Source organism: Bordetella genomosp. 10 (genome assembly GCF_002261225.1).
Classification (GTDB): Bacteria; Pseudomonadota; Gammaproteobacteria; order Burkholderiales; family Burkholderiaceae_B; genus Bordetella_C.
The window spans coordinates 2,287,869-2,303,925 of the sequence record NZ_NEVM01000005.1 but is presented as its reverse complement, the minus strand read 5'-3'; the positions used below and the strand labels follow the sequence as shown (position 1 = coordinate 2,303,925).

General features: G+C 67.6%; 14 protein-coding genes. 4 read left to right on the top strand and 10 right to left on the bottom strand.

Annotated elements, in window-relative coordinates; translation table 11 throughout:
* Positions 1-46: 46 nt before the first annotated feature.
* Positions 47-883: an alpha/beta fold hydrolase gene (locus CAL29_RS26430; protein WP_094855874.1), complete on the bottom strand. Its 837-nt coding sequence runs from the start codon at positions 881-883 to the stop codon at positions 47-49.
* Positions 884-1,020: 137 nt separating this feature from the next.
* Between CAL29_RS26430 and CAL29_RS26425 the strand changes: the two genes are divergently transcribed.
* Positions 1,021-1,935, top strand: a complete 915-nt coding sequence (locus CAL29_RS26425; RefSeq protein WP_094855873.1) for a LysR family transcriptional regulator — start codon at positions 1,021-1,023, stop codon at positions 1,933-1,935.
* Here CAL29_RS26425 and CAL29_RS26420 read toward each other — a convergent pair.
* Genes CAL29_RS26420 through CAL29_RS26410 form a run of 3 tightly spaced genes read right to left on the bottom strand, consistent with a single transcriptional unit; the run spans position 1,923 to position 3,544 of the window.
* Positions 1,923-2,216: a Dabb family protein gene (locus CAL29_RS26420; RefSeq protein ID WP_094855872.1), complete on the bottom strand. Its 294-nt coding sequence runs from the start codon at positions 2,214-2,216 to the stop codon at positions 1,923-1,925. The two genes, CAL29_RS26425 and CAL29_RS26420, sit on opposite strands and share 13 nt — an antisense overlap.
* Positions 2,213-2,683: a nuclear transport factor 2 family protein gene (locus CAL29_RS26415; protein ID WP_094855871.1), complete on the bottom strand. Its 471-nt coding sequence runs from the start codon at positions 2,681-2,683 to the stop codon at positions 2,213-2,215. The genes CAL29_RS26420 and CAL29_RS26415 overlap by 4 nt, the downstream gene beginning before the upstream one ends.
* 54 nt (positions 2,684-2,737) lie before the next feature.
* Entirely contained in the window at positions 2,738-3,544 is an 807-nt protein-coding gene (locus tag CAL29_RS26410) for a ribonuclease activity regulator RraA (RefSeq protein WP_094855870.1), read from the bottom strand.
* A gap of 153 nt (positions 3,545-3,697) precedes the next feature.
* On the opposite strand from CAL29_RS26410, the gene CAL29_RS26405 reads away from it, so the two are divergent.
* Positions 3,698-5,419: an IclR family transcriptional regulator domain-containing protein gene (locus tag CAL29_RS26405; RefSeq protein WP_094855869.1), complete on the top strand. Its 1,722-nt coding sequence runs from the start codon at positions 3,698-3,700 to the stop codon at positions 5,417-5,419.
* A 98-nt stretch (positions 5,420-5,517) separates the two neighbouring features.
* On the opposite strand, the gene CAL29_RS26400 is transcribed toward CAL29_RS26405, so the two are convergent.
* From CAL29_RS26400 to CAL29_RS26390, 3 genes are all read right to left on the bottom strand, one after another.
* Positions 5,518-7,941 (bottom strand): TonB-dependent receptor, encoded by a 2,424-nt coding sequence (locus tag CAL29_RS26400; protein ID WP_094855868.1) that lies wholly within the window; start codon positions 7,939-7,941, stop codon positions 5,518-5,520.
* Positions 7,942-8,247: 306 nt separating this feature from the next.
* The gene (locus CAL29_RS26395) at positions 8,248-9,264 is read right to left on the bottom strand and encodes a FecR domain-containing protein (RefSeq protein ID WP_094855867.1); all 1,017 of its coding nucleotides are present in this window, start codon (positions 9,262-9,264) and stop codon (positions 8,248-8,250) included.
* Positions 9,265-9,270: 6 nt separating this feature from the next.
* Positions 9,271-9,825: a sigma-70 family RNA polymerase sigma factor gene (locus CAL29_RS26390; protein ID WP_218831898.1), complete on the bottom strand. Its 555-nt coding sequence runs from the start codon at positions 9,823-9,825 to the stop codon at positions 9,271-9,273.
* A gap of 506 nt (positions 9,826-10,331) precedes the next feature.
* On the opposite strand from CAL29_RS26390, the gene CAL29_RS26385 reads away from it, so the two are divergent.
* Both CAL29_RS26385 and CAL29_RS26380 read left to right on the top strand, forming a co-directional pair.
* Complete coding sequence (locus CAL29_RS26385) at positions 10,332-12,563, top strand: NADP-dependent isocitrate dehydrogenase (RefSeq protein WP_094855866.1); 2,232 nt, start codon at positions 10,332-10,334, stop codon at positions 12,561-12,563.
* A 72-nt stretch (positions 12,564-12,635) separates the two neighbouring features.
* Complete coding sequence (locus tag CAL29_RS26380) at positions 12,636-13,298, top strand: GntR family transcriptional regulator (RefSeq protein ID WP_094855865.1); 663 nt, start codon at positions 12,636-12,638, stop codon at positions 13,296-13,298.
* An 84-nt stretch (positions 13,299-13,382) separates the two neighbouring features.
* On the opposite strand, the gene CAL29_RS26375 is transcribed toward CAL29_RS26380, so the two are convergent.
* The 3 genes from CAL29_RS26375 to CAL29_RS26365 all read right to left on the bottom strand — a co-directional run bounded on the left by CAL29_RS26375 (position 13,383) and on the right by CAL29_RS26365 (position 16,019).
* Positions 13,383-14,054 (bottom strand): RraA family protein, encoded by a 672-nt coding sequence (locus CAL29_RS26375; protein ID WP_094855864.1) that lies wholly within the window; start codon positions 14,052-14,054, stop codon positions 13,383-13,385.
* Between the two features lie 13 nt (positions 14,055-14,067).
* On the bottom strand, positions 14,068-15,045 hold the full coding sequence (locus CAL29_RS26370) for a Bug family tripartite tricarboxylate transporter substrate binding protein (RefSeq protein ID WP_094855863.1): 978 nt from the start codon (positions 15,043-15,045) through the stop codon (positions 14,068-14,070).
* Between the two features lie 77 nt (positions 15,046-15,122).
* A complete protein-coding gene (locus CAL29_RS26365; protein ID WP_094855862.1) occupies positions 15,123-16,019 on the bottom strand; it encodes an NAD(P)-dependent oxidoreductase in 897 nt (298 codons plus the stop codon).
* Positions 16,020-16,057: the final 38 nt, after the last annotated feature.

The following is a 16,057-nucleotide window of genomic DNA, read 5'->3' as shown; positions in this document are numbered from 1 at the left end:
TTTAGAGGGCGTTTTCGTACGCCCCCTTATGGATTCAGGCCGGGATTCAGGCCGCGGCAGGGCTGTGCTTGGCGATATGCGCCAACACCAGTTCCACGCACTCTTCCGGCACGATGTGCTGGATCATGTGGAACGTGGTGCCGACCTGGCGCAGGTCGAGATCCTTCACCAGCGTCTTCAAGGCATTCTGCTGTTCATCGTTGGCGATCGCCCCCTTCTGCGGATACAGGCACAGAACGGGCGCGGCGATCTTGGGCAGGTAGGGGCGGGCGTCCGCGTCCAGCGCGAACTGCGCCAGGCAAGCCAGCACTTCGGTGCCGGATTTCTCGCAGGTATCGGTGTACCAGCGCAGGAAGCCGGGCGAGAAATCAGGCGGGAAACGGGTGCTGGCGTTGGTCCGGTCCAGCCAGGTGCGCGGGCCCAGCACGCGGATCGCTTCCGCCCACGATGCTTCGCCCAGGGCGTAACCCTTGCGGGCGCCGTCGGAAATGAACACGGGGCCGGATACGTTGATCAGCGTGCGCACGCGGTCGGGGTAGCGGCCGGCGACGGCCAGGCCAGTCAGTCCGCCGATCGATTCGCCGCAGTAGTGGAAGGTGTCCGCGCCCAGGTCGTCCGCGATCGCGATCACGTCGTCGCTGAGCGTTTCCAGCGTATAGCCCGTCTTCAGGTCGAAGTCGGCCGACGATAGGCCCATGCCGCGCATGTCGGGGCAGACGACCTTGAAATGGCGGCTGAGCAGCGGCACCCACTGATACCAGAACTGGCCGCGACGGCCATAGCCGTGTTGCAGGAACAGGTAGGGGGCATTGGTCCAGGGATCGGTGAAATCGGTGACCGTGTAGTGCAGGCTGGGGCCGTTGTCACGCTGCAGGATGGGCATGGGCTTGTCTCGCGAAGTCGTTCTTTGAATGGCGGAGGGACCGGCGTGGCACGCCAGTCCGTGATCCAGGCGAGATCGTAGGAGGACGGTTAGAATCTGTCCAATATATGGAAAAAACCCTGTAAGACGTTTTCGATATGGAACTGCGCCACCTCAAGTATTTCGTCGCCGTCGCGACCGAGCTGCATTTCACGCGCGCGGCGGAGCGGCTGGGCATCGGGCAGCCGCCGCTGAGCCAGCAGATACGGCAGTTGGAGCAGGAGGTCGGCGCGCAACTGTTCGTGCGCGATCGGCGGGGCGTGGCGTTGACCGAAGCCGGCCAAGCGTTCCTGATCGAGGCCAGGCTGGTGCTGGAAGGGGCGGAGCGCGCCAAGGAATCCGCGCGACGTATCGCCAGTGGCGAACTGGGCGCCCTGTCCATGGGGTTCACGGTATCGGCCAGCATCCACCCTTTCGTGCCGCGGGTGATCCGTACCTTCCGCGGGCGTTATCCAGGCGTGGATGTGTCCTTGGTGGAGAACTCCACCTTGGGACTCATGCAGCGTGTACACCAGGGCTCGGTCGACCTTGCGTTCGTGCGCGCGCCGACCGCCGACCTGCCTGGCGTGCGGGTCGAAACCTTGTTGTCCGAGCCCATGCTCGCGGTGGTCCCCGCCACGCATGAGTTGGCGAGCCGCAAGGCGATCGACCTGCGCGAGCTGGCCGCCGAGATGTTTCTCTTCTATCCGCGCAAGGTAGGCGTCGGCCTGTACAACGCCGTGGTGCAGGCGTGCGAAGCCGCCGGCTTCACCCCGGCCGAGGGCATCGAAGTGCCTCAGTTGACGTCCGTCGTGACGTTCGTGGCGGCCGGCATGGGCGTATCGGTGATCCCGGCCACCATGAGCCAGCTTCAAGCCGAAGGAGTGCGCTATCTGCCGCTGAAGGGGCAGGTGCCGATCGCCAACCTGGCCATCGCTTACCGCCCCAAGGCGCCGTCCAGCGCCCTGCAATTCGCCATCGAGCTGACCCGCGAGAGCGCCCGGGACAGCCCCTATGCGATTCACACGGTGTAATCCACCGCCGCCCATTCGAAATACGGCTTCAGGTCGGCAATCAAGGCCTGGTGCAGGGGATGAAACAGGTATGCGTCCAAGGCCGTCGCATCGTCGACTTCGGTTTCCAGGACGTAGTCCCAGCTTATAGGACGCTGCAGTTCATTGGCCGCCACGCGCCACGAGCGGATCACGGGAATTTCGCTGCCCAGCGCGGTCATGCGGCCGGCCAGCGCGGCCTCCAGCTTGGCATCCTTGGCCACGTCGGCCCGTTTGCGGAACAGCACGACGTGGCGGATCATCGCTGGGCCTCCGATGCGCTCTTGAGGTGATAGCCGCGGCCGGCGTAATCGAAATCCACCAGCTCGTTGATGGCGGCCGACTTGTCCGCCGGCGAGGCGTAGTAGGCCCGTATCTCGGCGATCTTTCCCGTCGCGGGATCGAAGTCGTACCATTCGGCGCCGCGCAGCGCCGTGCCGCTCTTGTTCTTCCAGTGCGTCCACTCGATCATCGCCTCGGGCGAGTCGTGGCTGACGATGATGCGTTCGATGGTCCATTGCGATCCCAGCGTTTCCACGCACCATACCCATTTGCGGGCGATGGCGTCGGCGCCGCGCCAGGGGACGTCGGGCAGGCCGGCGGGGAAGTAGTGGACGGCGTCCGGCGTGAAGCAGCCGACCAGGGCGTCGTAGTCCGCCGCGTTGCAGGCGTCGAAGTAACGGCGGATCAGGGCGGCGTAGTATTGGGGGGTGTATTCGGAAGTGGTCATCGGGTCTTCTCGTCTTCTCGTCCTTCGGTTCTTTCGTCTTTCCTTCGCCGAGCCTCAGCGGCTGCCGGCCGGACGCGCGGCGGGGATGGCGGGCCGGCCCCCGGCCACCCACTGCTTGTACTGCGCGCGCGTCGCGTCGCTCGGCGGGTACAGTCCCCACAGCGCTTCGCCGGCCTGCACGCGCAGCGCCAGATACGCTTCGATGTCGTCGCGCTTCTCGCACAGGTCGGCCATTTCCTCGGCCATGTGGGCGGGAATGACGGTGATGTTGTCGCCGTCGCCGTGGATCACGTCGCCGGGATAGATCGCCACGCCGGCGCAGCCGATGGGCACCTGGAGGTCGGCGACGTGGTGGTAGCTCAGGCGGGTGGTGGCCGTGACGCCGGTGCTCCAGACCGGAAAGTCCATATTGCTCAACTCGGTGCCGTCGCGGAACGTGCCGTCGGTCACCACGCCGCGCGCGCCGCGCATCATCATGCGGGTCACGAGCATATTGCCCATGGAGGCGGCGCGGCCGTCCTTGTTGCTGTCGATCACCAGCACGTGGCCGGGCTCCAGTTGCTCCACGCCCACCCATTGCAGGTTGTCGGCGCTGGGCGTGGTGGTCAGGTTGCCGTAGCAGTCGATGTCCTCGCGCGCGGGCACGAAGCGCATGGTGTAGGCGCGGCCGGCGAAAGGCTTGATCTTCTTGTTCAGGGGTTTCAGGCCATGCAGCACCGGCTGGCGGATGCCCTTGATGTAGAGCTGGGTGGTCAGGGAACCGCTGGTTGCCTTGGCCAGGCGGTCGAGCACGGCGTCTGGCACGTAGGGCGCCGGCTCGCGTTGCGGAATGACCTTCAAGGGGGGCGCTGCGTTTGTCATAGGGAATGTCTCAAGATATGGGACTGAAAGTCCGGTTGGCCGGTGAAAGATTTCACCTCCAATCCTAGATACCTTGGCCGTCAAATAGAATCGCCTGACTCGCTCTTGGCTCTCCAGGCGGCGGGTCGAGTACCACCATTTGGGACAAATGCCATGGTTACCACCCCCGGCGAAGGCACCGGTTCTCTCGAGAAAGCGCTCGACCTGCTCGATGCGATCGGCGCCGCGCCCGAGGGCCTGGGCCAAAGCGAACTGGCCGAGCTGCTGGGACTGCCGCGGACCACTGTGTATCGGCTGCTGGCGACCTTGGTGGCGCGCGGCCTGCTGCGGCGCGATCCCTTGCGCAAGGTGTATTGCCTGGGCTTCCGTTGTTTCGAGATGGCGCGCCAGGCCTATGCCATGCCGGACCTGGTGGCGGCCGCCGCGATGGAGCTGCGCCTGCTGCGCGATCTCACCGGCGAGACGACTTATCTCGCCGCCCTGGACGGGCGCGAAGTGATTTCGCTGGAGCGCTGCGACGGCGCGCACAGCCGGCGCTCGGCCGCCGCCCTGGGCGAACGCAAGCCCGTGCATTGCACCAGCCAGGGCAAGGCCATCCTGTCGGCCATGCCGGACGAGGCGCGCGAACGCTTCGTGCGCGACGCCACGCTCAAGGCTATGACGCCTTTGACCATCACCGACCGCCGCCGCCTTCATGCGGAATTGCGCATCACGCGCTCGCGCGGCTACGCCATCGACGACGAGGAAATCGTGCTGGGCGTGCGCTGCGTCGGCGCGCCCGTGGTGGACGGCAGCGGGCAGGTGCGCGGCGCCATCAGCGTCGCCGGGCCTGCCTACCGCCTGACCCGCGAGCGGCTGGAGCTATTGGGGCCCGAGGTGGCCGAGGCGGCGCGCCGCGTCGGCGCGCAACTGCCGGCGCTCGGACCGGACACGACGCCCGGGACGGAGGCCGCGGTGATGGCCGTGCCGGGGCCGTGGGCGTTCCGCGGCGCGCATCCGCTGTGGTCGGCCGACGGATCGCGCTTGTGGTGGGCCGATACGCTGGCGCCTTCGGTCCGCTTGTATGCGAACGGCGAGGATCGCGAGATCGCCATGCTGGAGTCGCCCATCGTGGGCCTGGTGCGGGACGGCGACGGCGTCATTGCCCTGCACGAACGCGGCGCCCAGCGCATCGGGCCGGACGGCGCGAGCACGGCGCTGGAGGGATGGCTCGCCGGCCAGCCCCTGGCCATCTGCAATGGCGACGCGGGCGCGATCTGGGCGGCCGTGGGCTTGCCGGAGGCGGGCGCGGCCATCGGCCTGCGGCGCGGCGACGGCGCGCTGGACGTGCAATGGCGCATCGGCGAGCCCGTGCAATGCCTGGCGTGGAACGCGGGCGACGGGTGCCTGTATGCGGCCACGCCCGCGTCCGGCGCCATCCTGATGATGCGGCCGGGCCACCCGGCGGTGCGCCGCCTGGCGACTTTGCCGCGCGGCTCCGGCCGCATCGGCGGCCTGGCCTTCGACGCGCAGGGCGGGGTATGGACGGCGCTCGGCGATGGGTGGTCGGTGATACGGATCGCGCAGGATGGGCAACTGGACCGGGTGGTGGGCCTGCCCGTGCCGTGCGCCACGGACCTTGCGTGCGTGACGGTGAGCGAGGCAAGCGCGACGCAGGCGATGAATGCAATGAATGCGACGAATGCGACGAATGCCACCGATCCTGGCAACACCTTCAACGCCACCAATACCGCAAACGCAACGGACGGACCCGCCAACCCCTCACCCCCAGGCCCCCGCCAACGCCTGGCGATCACCACCGAACGCCAGAGCGTGTCGATCGACGCGCTGGGCAGCGCGCCCCTTTCAGGCCGCCTGTTGCTGCTCGATCTGTGAGCGGCGGGGACATCGCCCGGCAAACCGTATCGTGTTCGGCCGGAAGCAACCGCCGGCGACGCGGGACAACAGCGCCGCCGGGCATACGCGCCGTCTTCCTACATATCGACGCTGACCGACAACATATAGGTGCGCGGGCGGCCTTGCATCAGATAGCCTTGCCCGCCTATCCAGTAGCTCTTGTTGGCGATGTTCTCGACGTTGAAGCGGACGACGGTCTGGCGGCCGGCGAGCGTGGTCTGGTAGCGCAGGCCGGCGTCGTAGCGGATCCAGCTCGGTATGGACTGCTGGTTGCCGGCGTCGATATATTGAGGCCCCGTGTATATGCCCCGGCCGCTGAGCGTCAGGCCGGGCAGGATGCCCGGGTCCCACTCGGCGCCGAGATTGACCTGCACGTCCGACGCCCCGTTCACTTTCTTGCCGTCGTTGGCGCCGTTGGCGGTGCGGGTCTGGCGCGCGTCTATCAGGGCCATGCCGCCCAGCACGCGCACGTCGCGCGTGACTTCGCCGTAGACGTTGAGCTCCAGTCCCTTGGTCTTCTGCTTGCCGTCGGACGTATAGACCAGCCCGTCGGCCTGGCCGTTCGGCGTGGTGACCTGGTAGGCGCTCAAGGTCGCCAGCAGGCCGCCGAAGTCGTACTTGGCGCCGACCTCATACTGTTTCGACAAGAAGGGCCGCAGGACCGAGCCGCTGTTCGCGTATCCGGCGGGCACCGTGCCGCCTTGCTGGAGGCCCTCGATATAGTTCGCGTACAGCGACAGCTTCCGCGTCGGCCGCAGGTTCAGGCCCGCCGCATACGTGACGGCGCTCTTGTCGTAGCGGGTGAGCTGCTCGCCCGTGGTGTCCGAGAAGGACTTGGCGTTCACGTTCTGCTGCCGCGCGCCCAGGGTCAACTGGACCTTGTCCCCGGCGAAGGACAGCGTATCGGCCACGGCGATCCCGGACAGCGAGGTTTCCCCGGTCTTGGGGACGTCGCCGGCGCGAGCCAGACCGGCGATGCTGGGCTTGGAAATGAAAACCGGGTCGTAGATATTGGAATAGGTGGTCGCCAGCACGTTCTGCGCAATGCCGTTGCTCACGTGCATCCCGGATACCGCGACCGACCAGTCATGCTTCACGCTGCCCGTATGCAGCGTGCCCCGCACGCCGGCTTCGGCGGAGACGCTGTCGCGGTACAGCGGCCAATACACCTGGCGCTGCGCGATGTTGCCGTCGCCGTCCAGCAGGAAGGTGTTGGAGAACAACTGTTCCTCCCGGAACCGCGAGCCGCCGACCGCGGCATAGGCGGTGACGTCGGGCGTGATGTCGACCTCGCCGCGGGCCGTCGCGAACGTCGTCCGCGTATTGTCGTAAGACCAGTCGTTCTGCCAATTGCGTCTCGGGTCGTCCGGCGGCGCGGGAATGTGGAAAGCGTTGGAGAGCAGGTAGGTGGTGCGGGCCGGCGACTGCGTGTCGTTTTCCCGATAGCCGAAGTGGGTGGACAGGCGCACGTTCTCGCCTCGCCAATCCAGTGCCAGGGTCGCCGTTCCCACCTTCTGGGATTGATGGTCGCCCGCCATGTCGCCGTCGCGGTAGGCGCCGGTGAAGCGGATGCCGAAATGATTGTCCGGGCCGAGGCGGCGGCTCAGGTCGACCGTGGTGCCGAACTGGCCCGTGGAGATATAGCCGAATGAAATCCGGTTCAAGGGCGTCTCCAGGGCGTTCTTGGGCACCTGGTTGATCATCCCGCCCACGCCGCCTATCGGCCCCAGGCCATTGAGCAGGGCGTTGGCGCCGATCAGGACGTCGATGCGTTCTATCGATTCGATGCCGGGCGTCCCGATGCCGTACAGGCCGTCGTAGGCGATGTCGAGCTGCGATACCTTGTTGCCGCGGATGAAGAAGTCGGTCGATCCGTCGTTGTCGGGATAGAAGATGCGCACCGAAGGATTGTTCGCCAGCACGTCCGATACCGACTTGGCCTGCTGGTCCCGGATCAGGCTCTCGGTGTAGGTGACGCTGTTGAACGGCGTGTCCATGACGTCCTTGTTGCCGAGGAAACCCAGGCGGCCGCCCGCGGCGATCTGGCCGCCCGCGTAGGGCGGCGGCAGCGCATGGTCCCGGCCGGCGGTGACGGTGACGGGTTCCAGCGTGGCCACCGCCGCCGGCGCGGGCGGCGCCGGGCGCAGTCCATAGCTGCCGTCAGGCTGCCGGTAGGCCTCCAGCCCCGTGCCCGCGAGCAATGCGGCGAAGCCCGCGTCGGTGGTGTACCTGCCCCTGAGTCCCGGACTGGCCTTGCCTTGGGCCTGTTCGCTGGCGCCGACGAGATAGACGCCGGCGGCTGCCGAGAACCGCAGCAGCGCGTCGCGCAGGGGACCCGCCGGGATGTCGTAATCCCGGGCGCTGTTCGCCTGGGGGCCGGAACGGGGCGCGGGACGCGCCTGCGCTTGCGCGTCGGATGCCCAGCCGGCGCATGCGGCGGCGCTCGCGAACACGAGCAGCGGCGCCGTCCAGGCCAGGGCGCTCTGGGAAAGTCGGGACATAAGGCAATTCCTTCAACATAGTGGTCATGGCGAGGAAGGAAGACGTTTCGTCATGCCTTGCGCCCTGCGATCGCCGCGCGGCCGGCAAGCCGGAGTCCCTTCCTGATGGGTTAAACCAGCGAAGGGCAGAAAAGCGGACAGGGTTTTTGCGGCTTTTCGCGCCGGGATGCCGCAAGGCCATGATTTCTCGATGATTATTTTTTTTCACGGACATGAACATGGACATGGACATGGGTATGGCCATTGCCGGGCGGCGAGGCGGCCCACGGACAAGCCCGGACGGCAGGAGGCCTTATCGAAGAGGCCTTATCGGCGAGGTTCGATGCTGACCCACCACGGCAGCGTCCGATGGACGCGGATGGGAAGCGCCGTGGCCAGCATGGCGAGCGCGTGATCGGTGTCGCGCACGGGGAAGTTTCCATACACCTTCAGGCCGGCGATTTCGTCCGCCAGTCCGATATGGCCGTTGCGGTAACGGCGCAGTTCGGCCACGACTTCGCGCAGCGATAGATCGCGCGCCACCAGCAGGCCGCTGGTCCATGCCTCGCGGGCGGCGTCGGCCGGCGAGGTCTGCGTCACGGCGTCGCGGGTGAAGACGGCCTGGCGGCCCGCCTCGATGACGGTCACGGCCCGGGTCGATTTCGTGCGGATTTCGACGGCGCCCTCGTACACGGCCATGCGGGTCTGGCCGTTGTCCTGCAGCACGTTGAACCGCGTGCCCAATGCGCGCAGCCGGCCTTGCGCGGTGTCCACCAGGAAGGGCCGCGCGCGATCCGCGGCCGTGGCGATGAAGATCTCTCCCGCCACCAGGGTGACCAGGCGCCGGTCGGCGGTGTAGGACACGTCGATGGCGCTCGCCGTGTTCAGCCAGATCCGCGTGCCGTCGCTCAGGACCACGTCCCGCTGCGCCCCGACGCCGGTGCGATAGTCGGCGGCCCATGCCAGTATCGCGTCCGGCAGCAGCGCATTGCGCCAGGCAAGCCATGCCAGCGCGCCGGCGCCGCCCGTCACCGCGATGCCGGCCAGCGCGCGGCGGCGCCGGCGAAACCGCGTGTTGGCCTGCGTCAAGGCGTCGGCGGCCAGCCGCGCATCGCCCGCTTCCTGGAGCGGCGCGAAGCGGCTGCCGATGTCTTCCACGTAGCGCCACGCGGTGCGGTGCTCGGCGGCCGCGCGCAGCCATTCCTGCCACCGGGCTTTATCGCTGTCGTTCACATGTTGGGAACAGAGCAGCGCGTACCACTCGGCGGCTTGTTCCAGGACGGCGTGCGAGGGCGCCTGCGTTTGGGAAAAGCGCGACTCCGAAGCGAGAGCATTTCCGGACATGGACGTTCAGCCGCGCCCGTCCTGCCGCGGCTCGGACAGGGCGTGGCGGGCGCGCAGCTTGAGGCATTCCAGCATCGCCTGCGCCACGTAGCGCCGCGCGGTGCGGTCCGATACGCCCAGCTCGGCGGCGACCTCCGCGTCGGTCATCCGGCAGGCCACGGTCAGCACGAAGGCCTGGCCGGTCTTCTCGGGCAGGGCGCGCAGCATGGCGCCGATCTCGTACAGCGCTTGCAGCACCATGGCCTGGCGCTCGGCGGAGGGGTAGCTGGCCTCGGGCCGGGCAGCCAGCGTTTCCAGCCATGCGCGTTCTATCTCCTGGCGATGCCAGAGATTGATGCACAGGTTCTGCGCCGTCGTGCGCAGGTAGCCGCGCGCTTCCCCGGCCGAGCTGAAACGCGCCGGCGCGGACTTGGCCATCAGCCGGACAAAGGCGTCGTGCGCCAGGTCGGCGGCGTCCGCCGCGTTTCCCAGGCGCCGGCGCAGCCATCCGAACAGCCAACCGTGATGGTCGACGTAGAGGGCTCGCACTTCCTCCTGCATGGAAAGTTCGGCTGGCTGCATGGCCTCTCCTGGACCGGGCGAACACGCTTGGACGGCGGATAATTGTTAAGAATGATTTCTATTTAGAGCTGATTTATAGTTGATTTGGCCCGTTCGGGCAATGCGCCGATGGCCGCGGCAAGGGGATGCCGGAACGCGGCTTCCGCGTCACCGCGCGGAGGACATGCGCGCGGCGGCCGCGCGAGGCGCGCCGCGCCTTTCCGGAGGCTGAAAACCGATGGACATGTCGCTCGGAAAACGCCTCCGGCCCTCGGGAAAGTCGGTGATACACTCTTACACCGCTGTGTGAGTCCAGGTTCGACCCTGGCGAACAGGTCCGCCCCGGCGGTCTCGGATACGGTTTGCCGGTATCCGTTCCCCTGCCGTGGCAGCCGTCGGCATGCCCGTCCCCCGCTTCCGATTCCCATCGATGCGATCCCCCGGCTTTCCGAACGATCGATCCGCCGACTCCGCGTCATCACAAGAATTCTGGCAATCCCTTAAATCGAGTCAGGGCTACGAGAAAAATGTCTACTACGTCGAAGATCATTTACACCCTCACTGACGAAGCGCCGGCGCTGGCAACGTATTCGCTGTTGCCCATCGTCCAGGCCTTCACCCGCCCCTCCGGCGTCGTGCTGGAGACGCGCGATATTTCGCTGGCGGGCCGCATCGTCGCCGTTTTCCCCGAGTACCTGACCGACGCCCAGAAGCAGTCGGACGCGCTGGCCGAGCTGGGCCAACTGGCCACCCGTCCCGAAGCCAACATCATCAAGCTGCCCAACATCAGCGCCTCGATCCCGCAGTTGAAGGCCGCGATCAAGGAACTGCAGGCGCAGGGCTACAAGCTGCCGGACTACCCGGACGAGGTCAAGAACGACACCGACAAGGACGTCAAGGCCCGCTACGACAAGGTCAAGGGCAGCGCCGTGAATCCCGTGCTGCGCGAAGGCAACTCCGACCGCCGCGCGCCGCTGTCGGTCAAGAACTATGCCCGCAAGCATCCCCACAAGATGGGCGCCTGGACCGCCGACTCCAAGTCGCACGTCTCCCACATGGAAAGCGGCGACTTCTTCGGCAGTGAAAAGTCGGCCCTGATCGCCGACGCCGGCAACGTCAAGATCGAACTGGTCGGCAAGGACGGCGCCGCCACGGTGCTGAAGGAAAAGACCCCGGTCAAGGTCGGCGAAGTCATCGACGCCTCGGTGCTGAGCAAGAAGGCCCTGCGCAGCTTCCTGGAAAAGGAAGTCGCCGACGCCAAGGCCAAGGGCGTGCTGTTCTCGGTGCACCTGAAGGCCACCATGATGAAGGTCTCCGACCCCATCATCTTCGGCCACGCCGTGTCCGTGTTCTACAAGGACGTGCTGACCAAGCACGCCGACGCGCTCAAGCAGGTCGGTTTCGACCCCAACAACGGCATCGGCGACCTGTACGCCAAGCTGAAGGACCTGCCGGCCGCCAAGCAGGCTGAAATCGAAGCCGACATCAAGGCCCTGTACGCCGACCATCCGCAACTGGCCATGGTCAACTCGGACAAGGGCATCACCAACCTGCACGTGCCCAGCGACGTCATCGTCGACGCGTCCATGCCGGCCATGATCCGCGACTCCGGCCGCATGTGGGGCCCGGACGGCCAACTGCACGACACCAAGGCCGTGATTCCGGACCGCTGCTACGCCGGCGTCTACCAGGCCGTCATCGAGGACTGCAAGAAGAACGGTCCCTTCGATCCGGTCACCATGGGCAGCGTGCCCAACGTCGGCCTGATGGCCCAGGCCGCCGAGGAATACGGTTCGCACGACAAGACCTTCCAGATCCCGGCCGACGGCGTGGTGCGCGTCACCGACGGCGCCGGCAAGGTGCTGCTGGAGCAGCCCGTCGAAACCGGCGACATCTTCCGCATGTGCCAGACCAAGGACGCCCCGGTGCAGGACTGGGTCAAGCTGGCCGTCTCGCGCGCCCGCGCCACCGGCGTCCCGGCCGTGTTCTGGCTGGACAAGAACCGCGCCCACGACGCCCAGCTCATCGCCAAGGTCGAGCGCTACCTGAAGGACCACGACACCAAGGGCCTGGACATCCGCATCCTGTCGCCGGTCGAGGCTACCAAGTTCTCGCTGGAACGCATCCGCGCCGGCAAGGACACCATCTCGGTGACCGGCAACGTGCTGCGCGATTACCTGACCGACCTGTTCCCCATCATGGAACTGGGCACCAGCGCCAAGATGCTGTCCATCGTTCCGCTGATGGCGGGCGGCGGCCTGTTCGAGACCGGCGCGGGCGGTTCGGCGCCCAAGCACGTGCAGCAGTTCGTCGAGGAAGGCTTCCTGCGCTGGGATTCGCTGGGTGAATTCATGGCCCTGGCCGCTTCGCTGGAGCACCTGGGCAACACCTACAAGAACGCCAAGGCCAACGTGCTGGCCAAGACCCTGGACGCCGCCACCGGCAAGTTCCTGGACAACGACAAGTCGCCCGCCCGCAAGGTCGGCGGCCTGGACAACCGCGGCAGCCACTTCTACCTGGCGCTCTACTGGGCCCAGGCCCTGGCCGAGCAGACCGAGGACAAGGACCTGCAGGCGAAGTTCGCGCCGGTGGCCAAGGCCCTGACCGAGAACGAAGCCAAGATCGTCCAGGAACTGGCCGCCACGCAGGGCAAGCCGGTGGACATCGGCGGCTACTACCGTCCCGACACCGGCAAGACCAGCAAGGCCATGCGCCCCAGCGCCACGCTGAACGCGGTGCTGGAGTCGATCGGCGCGTAAGGTACGCGATGCCTTGATCGTCAGATCAGGCAAGCGGGCCGGAGAGCGATCTCCGGCCCTGCCCGAGCACCGATGCCCAGCGCCCGCGACCTGGTTTATGGAGAATTACGCCGCCGCCTGATGGCGGGCGCTTTCCTGCCCGGTGAAAAGCTGCGCGAGGAACGCATCGCGAAGGAACTGGATGTCAGCCGCACGCCGGTGCGCCAGGCCATCGAGCGCCTGGAGGCCGACGGCCTGGTCAAGCGCGACGGCCGGCGCGGGACGGTGGTGCTGGGCTGGCTGGACCGCGATATCGACGAGGCGTTCGCGCTGCGGCTGCTGCTCGAACCCTATGCCGCCGGCGTGGCCGCGCAGCGCGCCACCCCGGAGCAGATCGACGAGCTGGAAGCCATCAACCGCGGCATGAAAGAAGCCGCCGAATCGGACGACGCCGACCGCGTGGACCGGGTGCAGAAGCTCAACAACCGTTTTCATCATGCCCTGCTGGCGGCGGCGCAATCGGCGCGCGTGCGCTCGCTGGTGGACAGCCTGCTCGACCTGCCCATCATCATCGGCTCCTTCTACTTCTACAGCCGCGAGGACATGCTGCGCAGCGTGGAGCACCACCGCGACATCATCGCCGCCTTGCGGGCGGGCGACGCGGCGCACGCCGAGACCGCCATGCGCTTTCACCTGTCGGCGACCCACCTGCTGTTTCGCGGCCAGCGCAAGGGAAAGGCGCCGGCCAGGGGCTGATCGCGTCCACGATCCCCGCCGGCGGGGCCTTGCCTTACGCCGATGACCTTGCCGCACCGGCCGGTGCGCGGCGGCCAGCGGACCTTACTTCACCGCGCAGCCCTGGGCCGCGAGACGCGCGTCGATCCACGACGTATCCAGCTTGCCCGCGGCGATCTGCGCCAGCATCTCCAGTTCCGCCTTGTGCTTGGCGCTGGAGGCCTGGTACAGCTCCTCGACCTCGTCGTAAGGCACGCAGAGCAGGCCGTCGTCGTCGCCCAGGATCAGGTCGCCCGGTTCGATGGTCATGCCGTCCAGCGCGATCGGGCCGTTGATGACGCCGGGGCCGTCCTTGTAGGGACCGCGGTGGGTCACGCCGGCGGCATAGACCGGCAGCGCGCCTTGCCGCAGCGTGGCGGCGTCGCGGATCGCGCCGTTGATCACGATGCCGGCCACGCCGCGCGTCGCCGCGTAGGCGGCCATGATTTCGCCGATGATGGCATTGGTCAGGTCGCCGCCCGCGTCGACCACGATGACGTCGCCCGGCGCGGCCAGGTCCAGCGCCTTGTGCACCAGCAGGTTGTCGCCGGGACGGCAGCGCACGGTCAGCGCCGGTCCGGCCATGGGCGTGCCGTCGTGCATGGGGCGCAGGCGGGCGCCGCCCGCGCTCATGCGCGACATGCAGTCGCTGACGTTGGCGACGGGGATGTCGCGAAAGCGGGCCACGGCGTCGGGGCTGACGGCGCGCTGGCGGGTGTGTATGGCGAATCCGATCATGATGGCTCCTGGGTTATTGCTTGGGAATGCCGGCTTCCTGCACGACCTTGCCGAAGATGTCGTGGTCGGCCCGCAGTTGCCTGGCGAGATCGTCGGGAGAGCCCTTCATGACGCTGTAGCCGGCCTCTTCCAGCTTCTTCACCAGTTCGGGTTGCGCCAGCGCGCGGTTCAGCTCGGTGTTCAGGGTGGCGATCACGTCGTCGGGCGTCTTGCCGGGGGCGAACAGGCCCCACCAGATCGTCTGGGTGATCGTCTTGAAGCCGCTTTCGGCGAAGGTGGGCACGTCCGGCAGGGCGGGCGAGCGCGAGGCCGCGACCACCGCCAGCGCGCGCACCTTGCCGCTGCGGATCTGCGGGAGCAGGGTGGCGACCGATCCCGTGTAGACGGCGATGCGGCCGCTCATCAGGTCGGGAAAGGCCTGGCCCCAGCCGCGATAGGGCACGTGCATCAGCTCCATGCCGGCGGCCTTGCCCCACAGGTGGCCGATCAGGTCGCCGCTGCCGCCGATGCCGGGGATGCCCAGCGAGATCTGGCCGGGCTTGGCCTTGGCGGCCTGCACGACGTCGGCGATGTTCTTGTAGGGCGAGTCCGGCAGCACCACGAAGACGCTGGGCGAGGAGGCGGCCAGGCCCACCGGACGGAAGTCCTTGAACACGTCGTAGCTCAGCTTGGTGTAGAGCCAGGGGTTGAGCACGATGTTGTCGGTCTGCGCCATGACCAGCGTGTGGCCGTCCGGCCGCGCGCGCGCCGTGGCGTCCAGCGCCAGGTTGCCGCCGGCGCCCGGCTTGTTCTCGACGACGATGTTCCAGTGCGTGTCCTGGCCGATGGCGTTGCCGACCATGCGCGTGAGCAGGTCGGTGCCGCCGCCGGGCGGGAAGGGGGAAATGAAGGTGATGGGCGCGCCGCCCAGGTCCGCCGCGTGGACGGGTAGGGCGGGCAGGGCGCAAAGGGTCAGCGCCGCCGCGGCGGCCAGGTTTTTCAAGAATCGCATTGTCTTCCTCTCAAGGGCTTGTTCTTGTGGTCGCGCCGGGAACGCGACGCATATGGGGTATATCCCGGCATCTCATGTTATGCCGCGGGCGTTTCCCGGCGCGCCAGCGTGGTCAGCCACGCCAGGCGCGCGGGCACGGTATCCGGCACGTCCAGCGGCTTGCCGCCGCGCGCCGCGCGCGCGGCCTCGATGCCTTGCGAGGTGCGCGCGAACAGGCTTTCGACGCCGTTGAGCACCAGGGGTTGCAGGCCGGCCTCGGTCAATTGGTCGCGCGCTTCGCGCACTTCCGCGAGGCGGCGCTGCGCGTGCAGGACGTGCGAGCGCAGGAAGGAATCCATGAAGGCCGTGAGGGGGGTGCGGTCGATGTCGGACAGCACTTCGTAGAGCGCGTCGCGCAGGCCCATGCTTTCCGCGGCCACCAGGCATTCCACCGTCAGGCTTTCCATGCCCTTGGTCATGATGCTGCGCAGGAGCTTCAGGCGCACCGCGTCGCCCGCTTCGCCGGCGATGGCGCGCGCCGGCGCGCCGCTGCTAGCGGCGAAGCGCGCCACGGCCTCGGCGCCGGTGCCGGCGCACAGCAAGGGCGTGGCGGCGCCGAGCAAAACGATGGCGCCCATGATGGCGACGTCGGCGAACGCGACGCCGTGGCGCGCCGCGACGGCCGCGGCCGCGCGCATGTCGCCGGCGCTGGCGGTGGTGAAGTCGGCGTACAGCGCGTCGGCGCGCAGGTGGGGCAGGGCCTGTTCGGCGACGCCCAGGGCGGCGTGGCCGAAGACGGCCGACATGACCAGGTCGGCATCGGCCAACCAGGGGCCGGGCGCGGCGTGCAGCGCGGCGCCGTATGAGCGGACGCGGGCCTGCATGTCCTCGTCCTGCCGCAGCTCGCAGACCGCGCTCACGGTGTGTCCCGCGGCCATCCACGCCTGCGCGTAGCAATGGCCGACCTCGCCGCAACCCAGAATCGCAATTTTCATTACTTCGCCTTGTTGGTGATACATAAAAAGTACAAGAC

Bases quoted from the DNA above. Each gene is read 5' to 3' on its own strand.
- CAL29_RS26430 (WP_094855874.1), bottom strand. From the start codon at position 883: ATGCCCATCCTGCAGCGTGACAACGGCCCCAGCCTGCACTACACGGTC.
- CAL29_RS26425 (WP_094855873.1), top strand. From the start codon at position 1,021: ATGGAACTGCGCCACCTCAAGTATTTCGTCGCCGTCGCGACCGAGCTG.
- CAL29_RS26420 (WP_094855872.1), bottom strand. From the start codon at position 2,216: ATGATCCGCCACGTCGTGCTGTTCCGCAAACGGGCCGACGTGGCCAAG.
- CAL29_RS26415 (WP_094855871.1), bottom strand. From the start codon at position 2,683: ATGACCACTTCCGAATACACCCCCCAATACTACGCCGCCCTGATCCGC.
- CAL29_RS26410 (WP_094855870.1), bottom strand. From the start codon at position 3,544: ATGACAAACGCAGCGCCCCCCTTGAAGGTCATTCCGCAACGCGAGCCG.
- CAL29_RS26405 (WP_094855869.1), top strand. From the start codon at position 3,698: ATGGTTACCACCCCCGGCGAAGGCACCGGTTCTCTCGAGAAAGCGCTC.
- CAL29_RS26400 (WP_094855868.1), bottom strand. From the start codon at position 7,941: ATGTCCCGACTTTCCCAGAGCGCCCTGGCCTGGACGGCGCCGCTGCTC.
- CAL29_RS26395 (WP_094855867.1), bottom strand. From the start codon at position 9,264: ATGTCCGGAAATGCTCTCGCTTCGGAGTCGCGCTTTTCCCAAACGCAG.
- CAL29_RS26390 (WP_218831898.1), bottom strand. From the start codon at position 9,825: ATGCAGCCAGCCGAACTTTCCATGCAGGAGGAAGTGCGAGCCCTCTAC.
- CAL29_RS26385 (WP_094855866.1), top strand. From the start codon at position 10,332: ATGTCTACTACGTCGAAGATCATTTACACCCTCACTGACGAAGCGCCG.
- CAL29_RS26380 (WP_094855865.1), top strand. From the start codon at position 12,636: ATGCCCAGCGCCCGCGACCTGGTTTATGGAGAATTACGCCGCCGCCTG.
- CAL29_RS26375 (WP_094855864.1), bottom strand. From the start codon at position 14,054: ATGATCGGATTCGCCATACACACCCGCCAGCGCGCCGTCAGCCCCGAC.
- CAL29_RS26370 (WP_094855863.1), bottom strand. From the start codon at position 15,045: ATGCGATTCTTGAAAAACCTGGCCGCCGCGGCGGCGCTGACCCTTTGC.
- CAL29_RS26365 (WP_094855862.1), bottom strand. From the start codon at position 16,019: ATGAAAATTGCGATTCTGGGTTGCGGCGAGGTCGGCCATTGCTACGCG.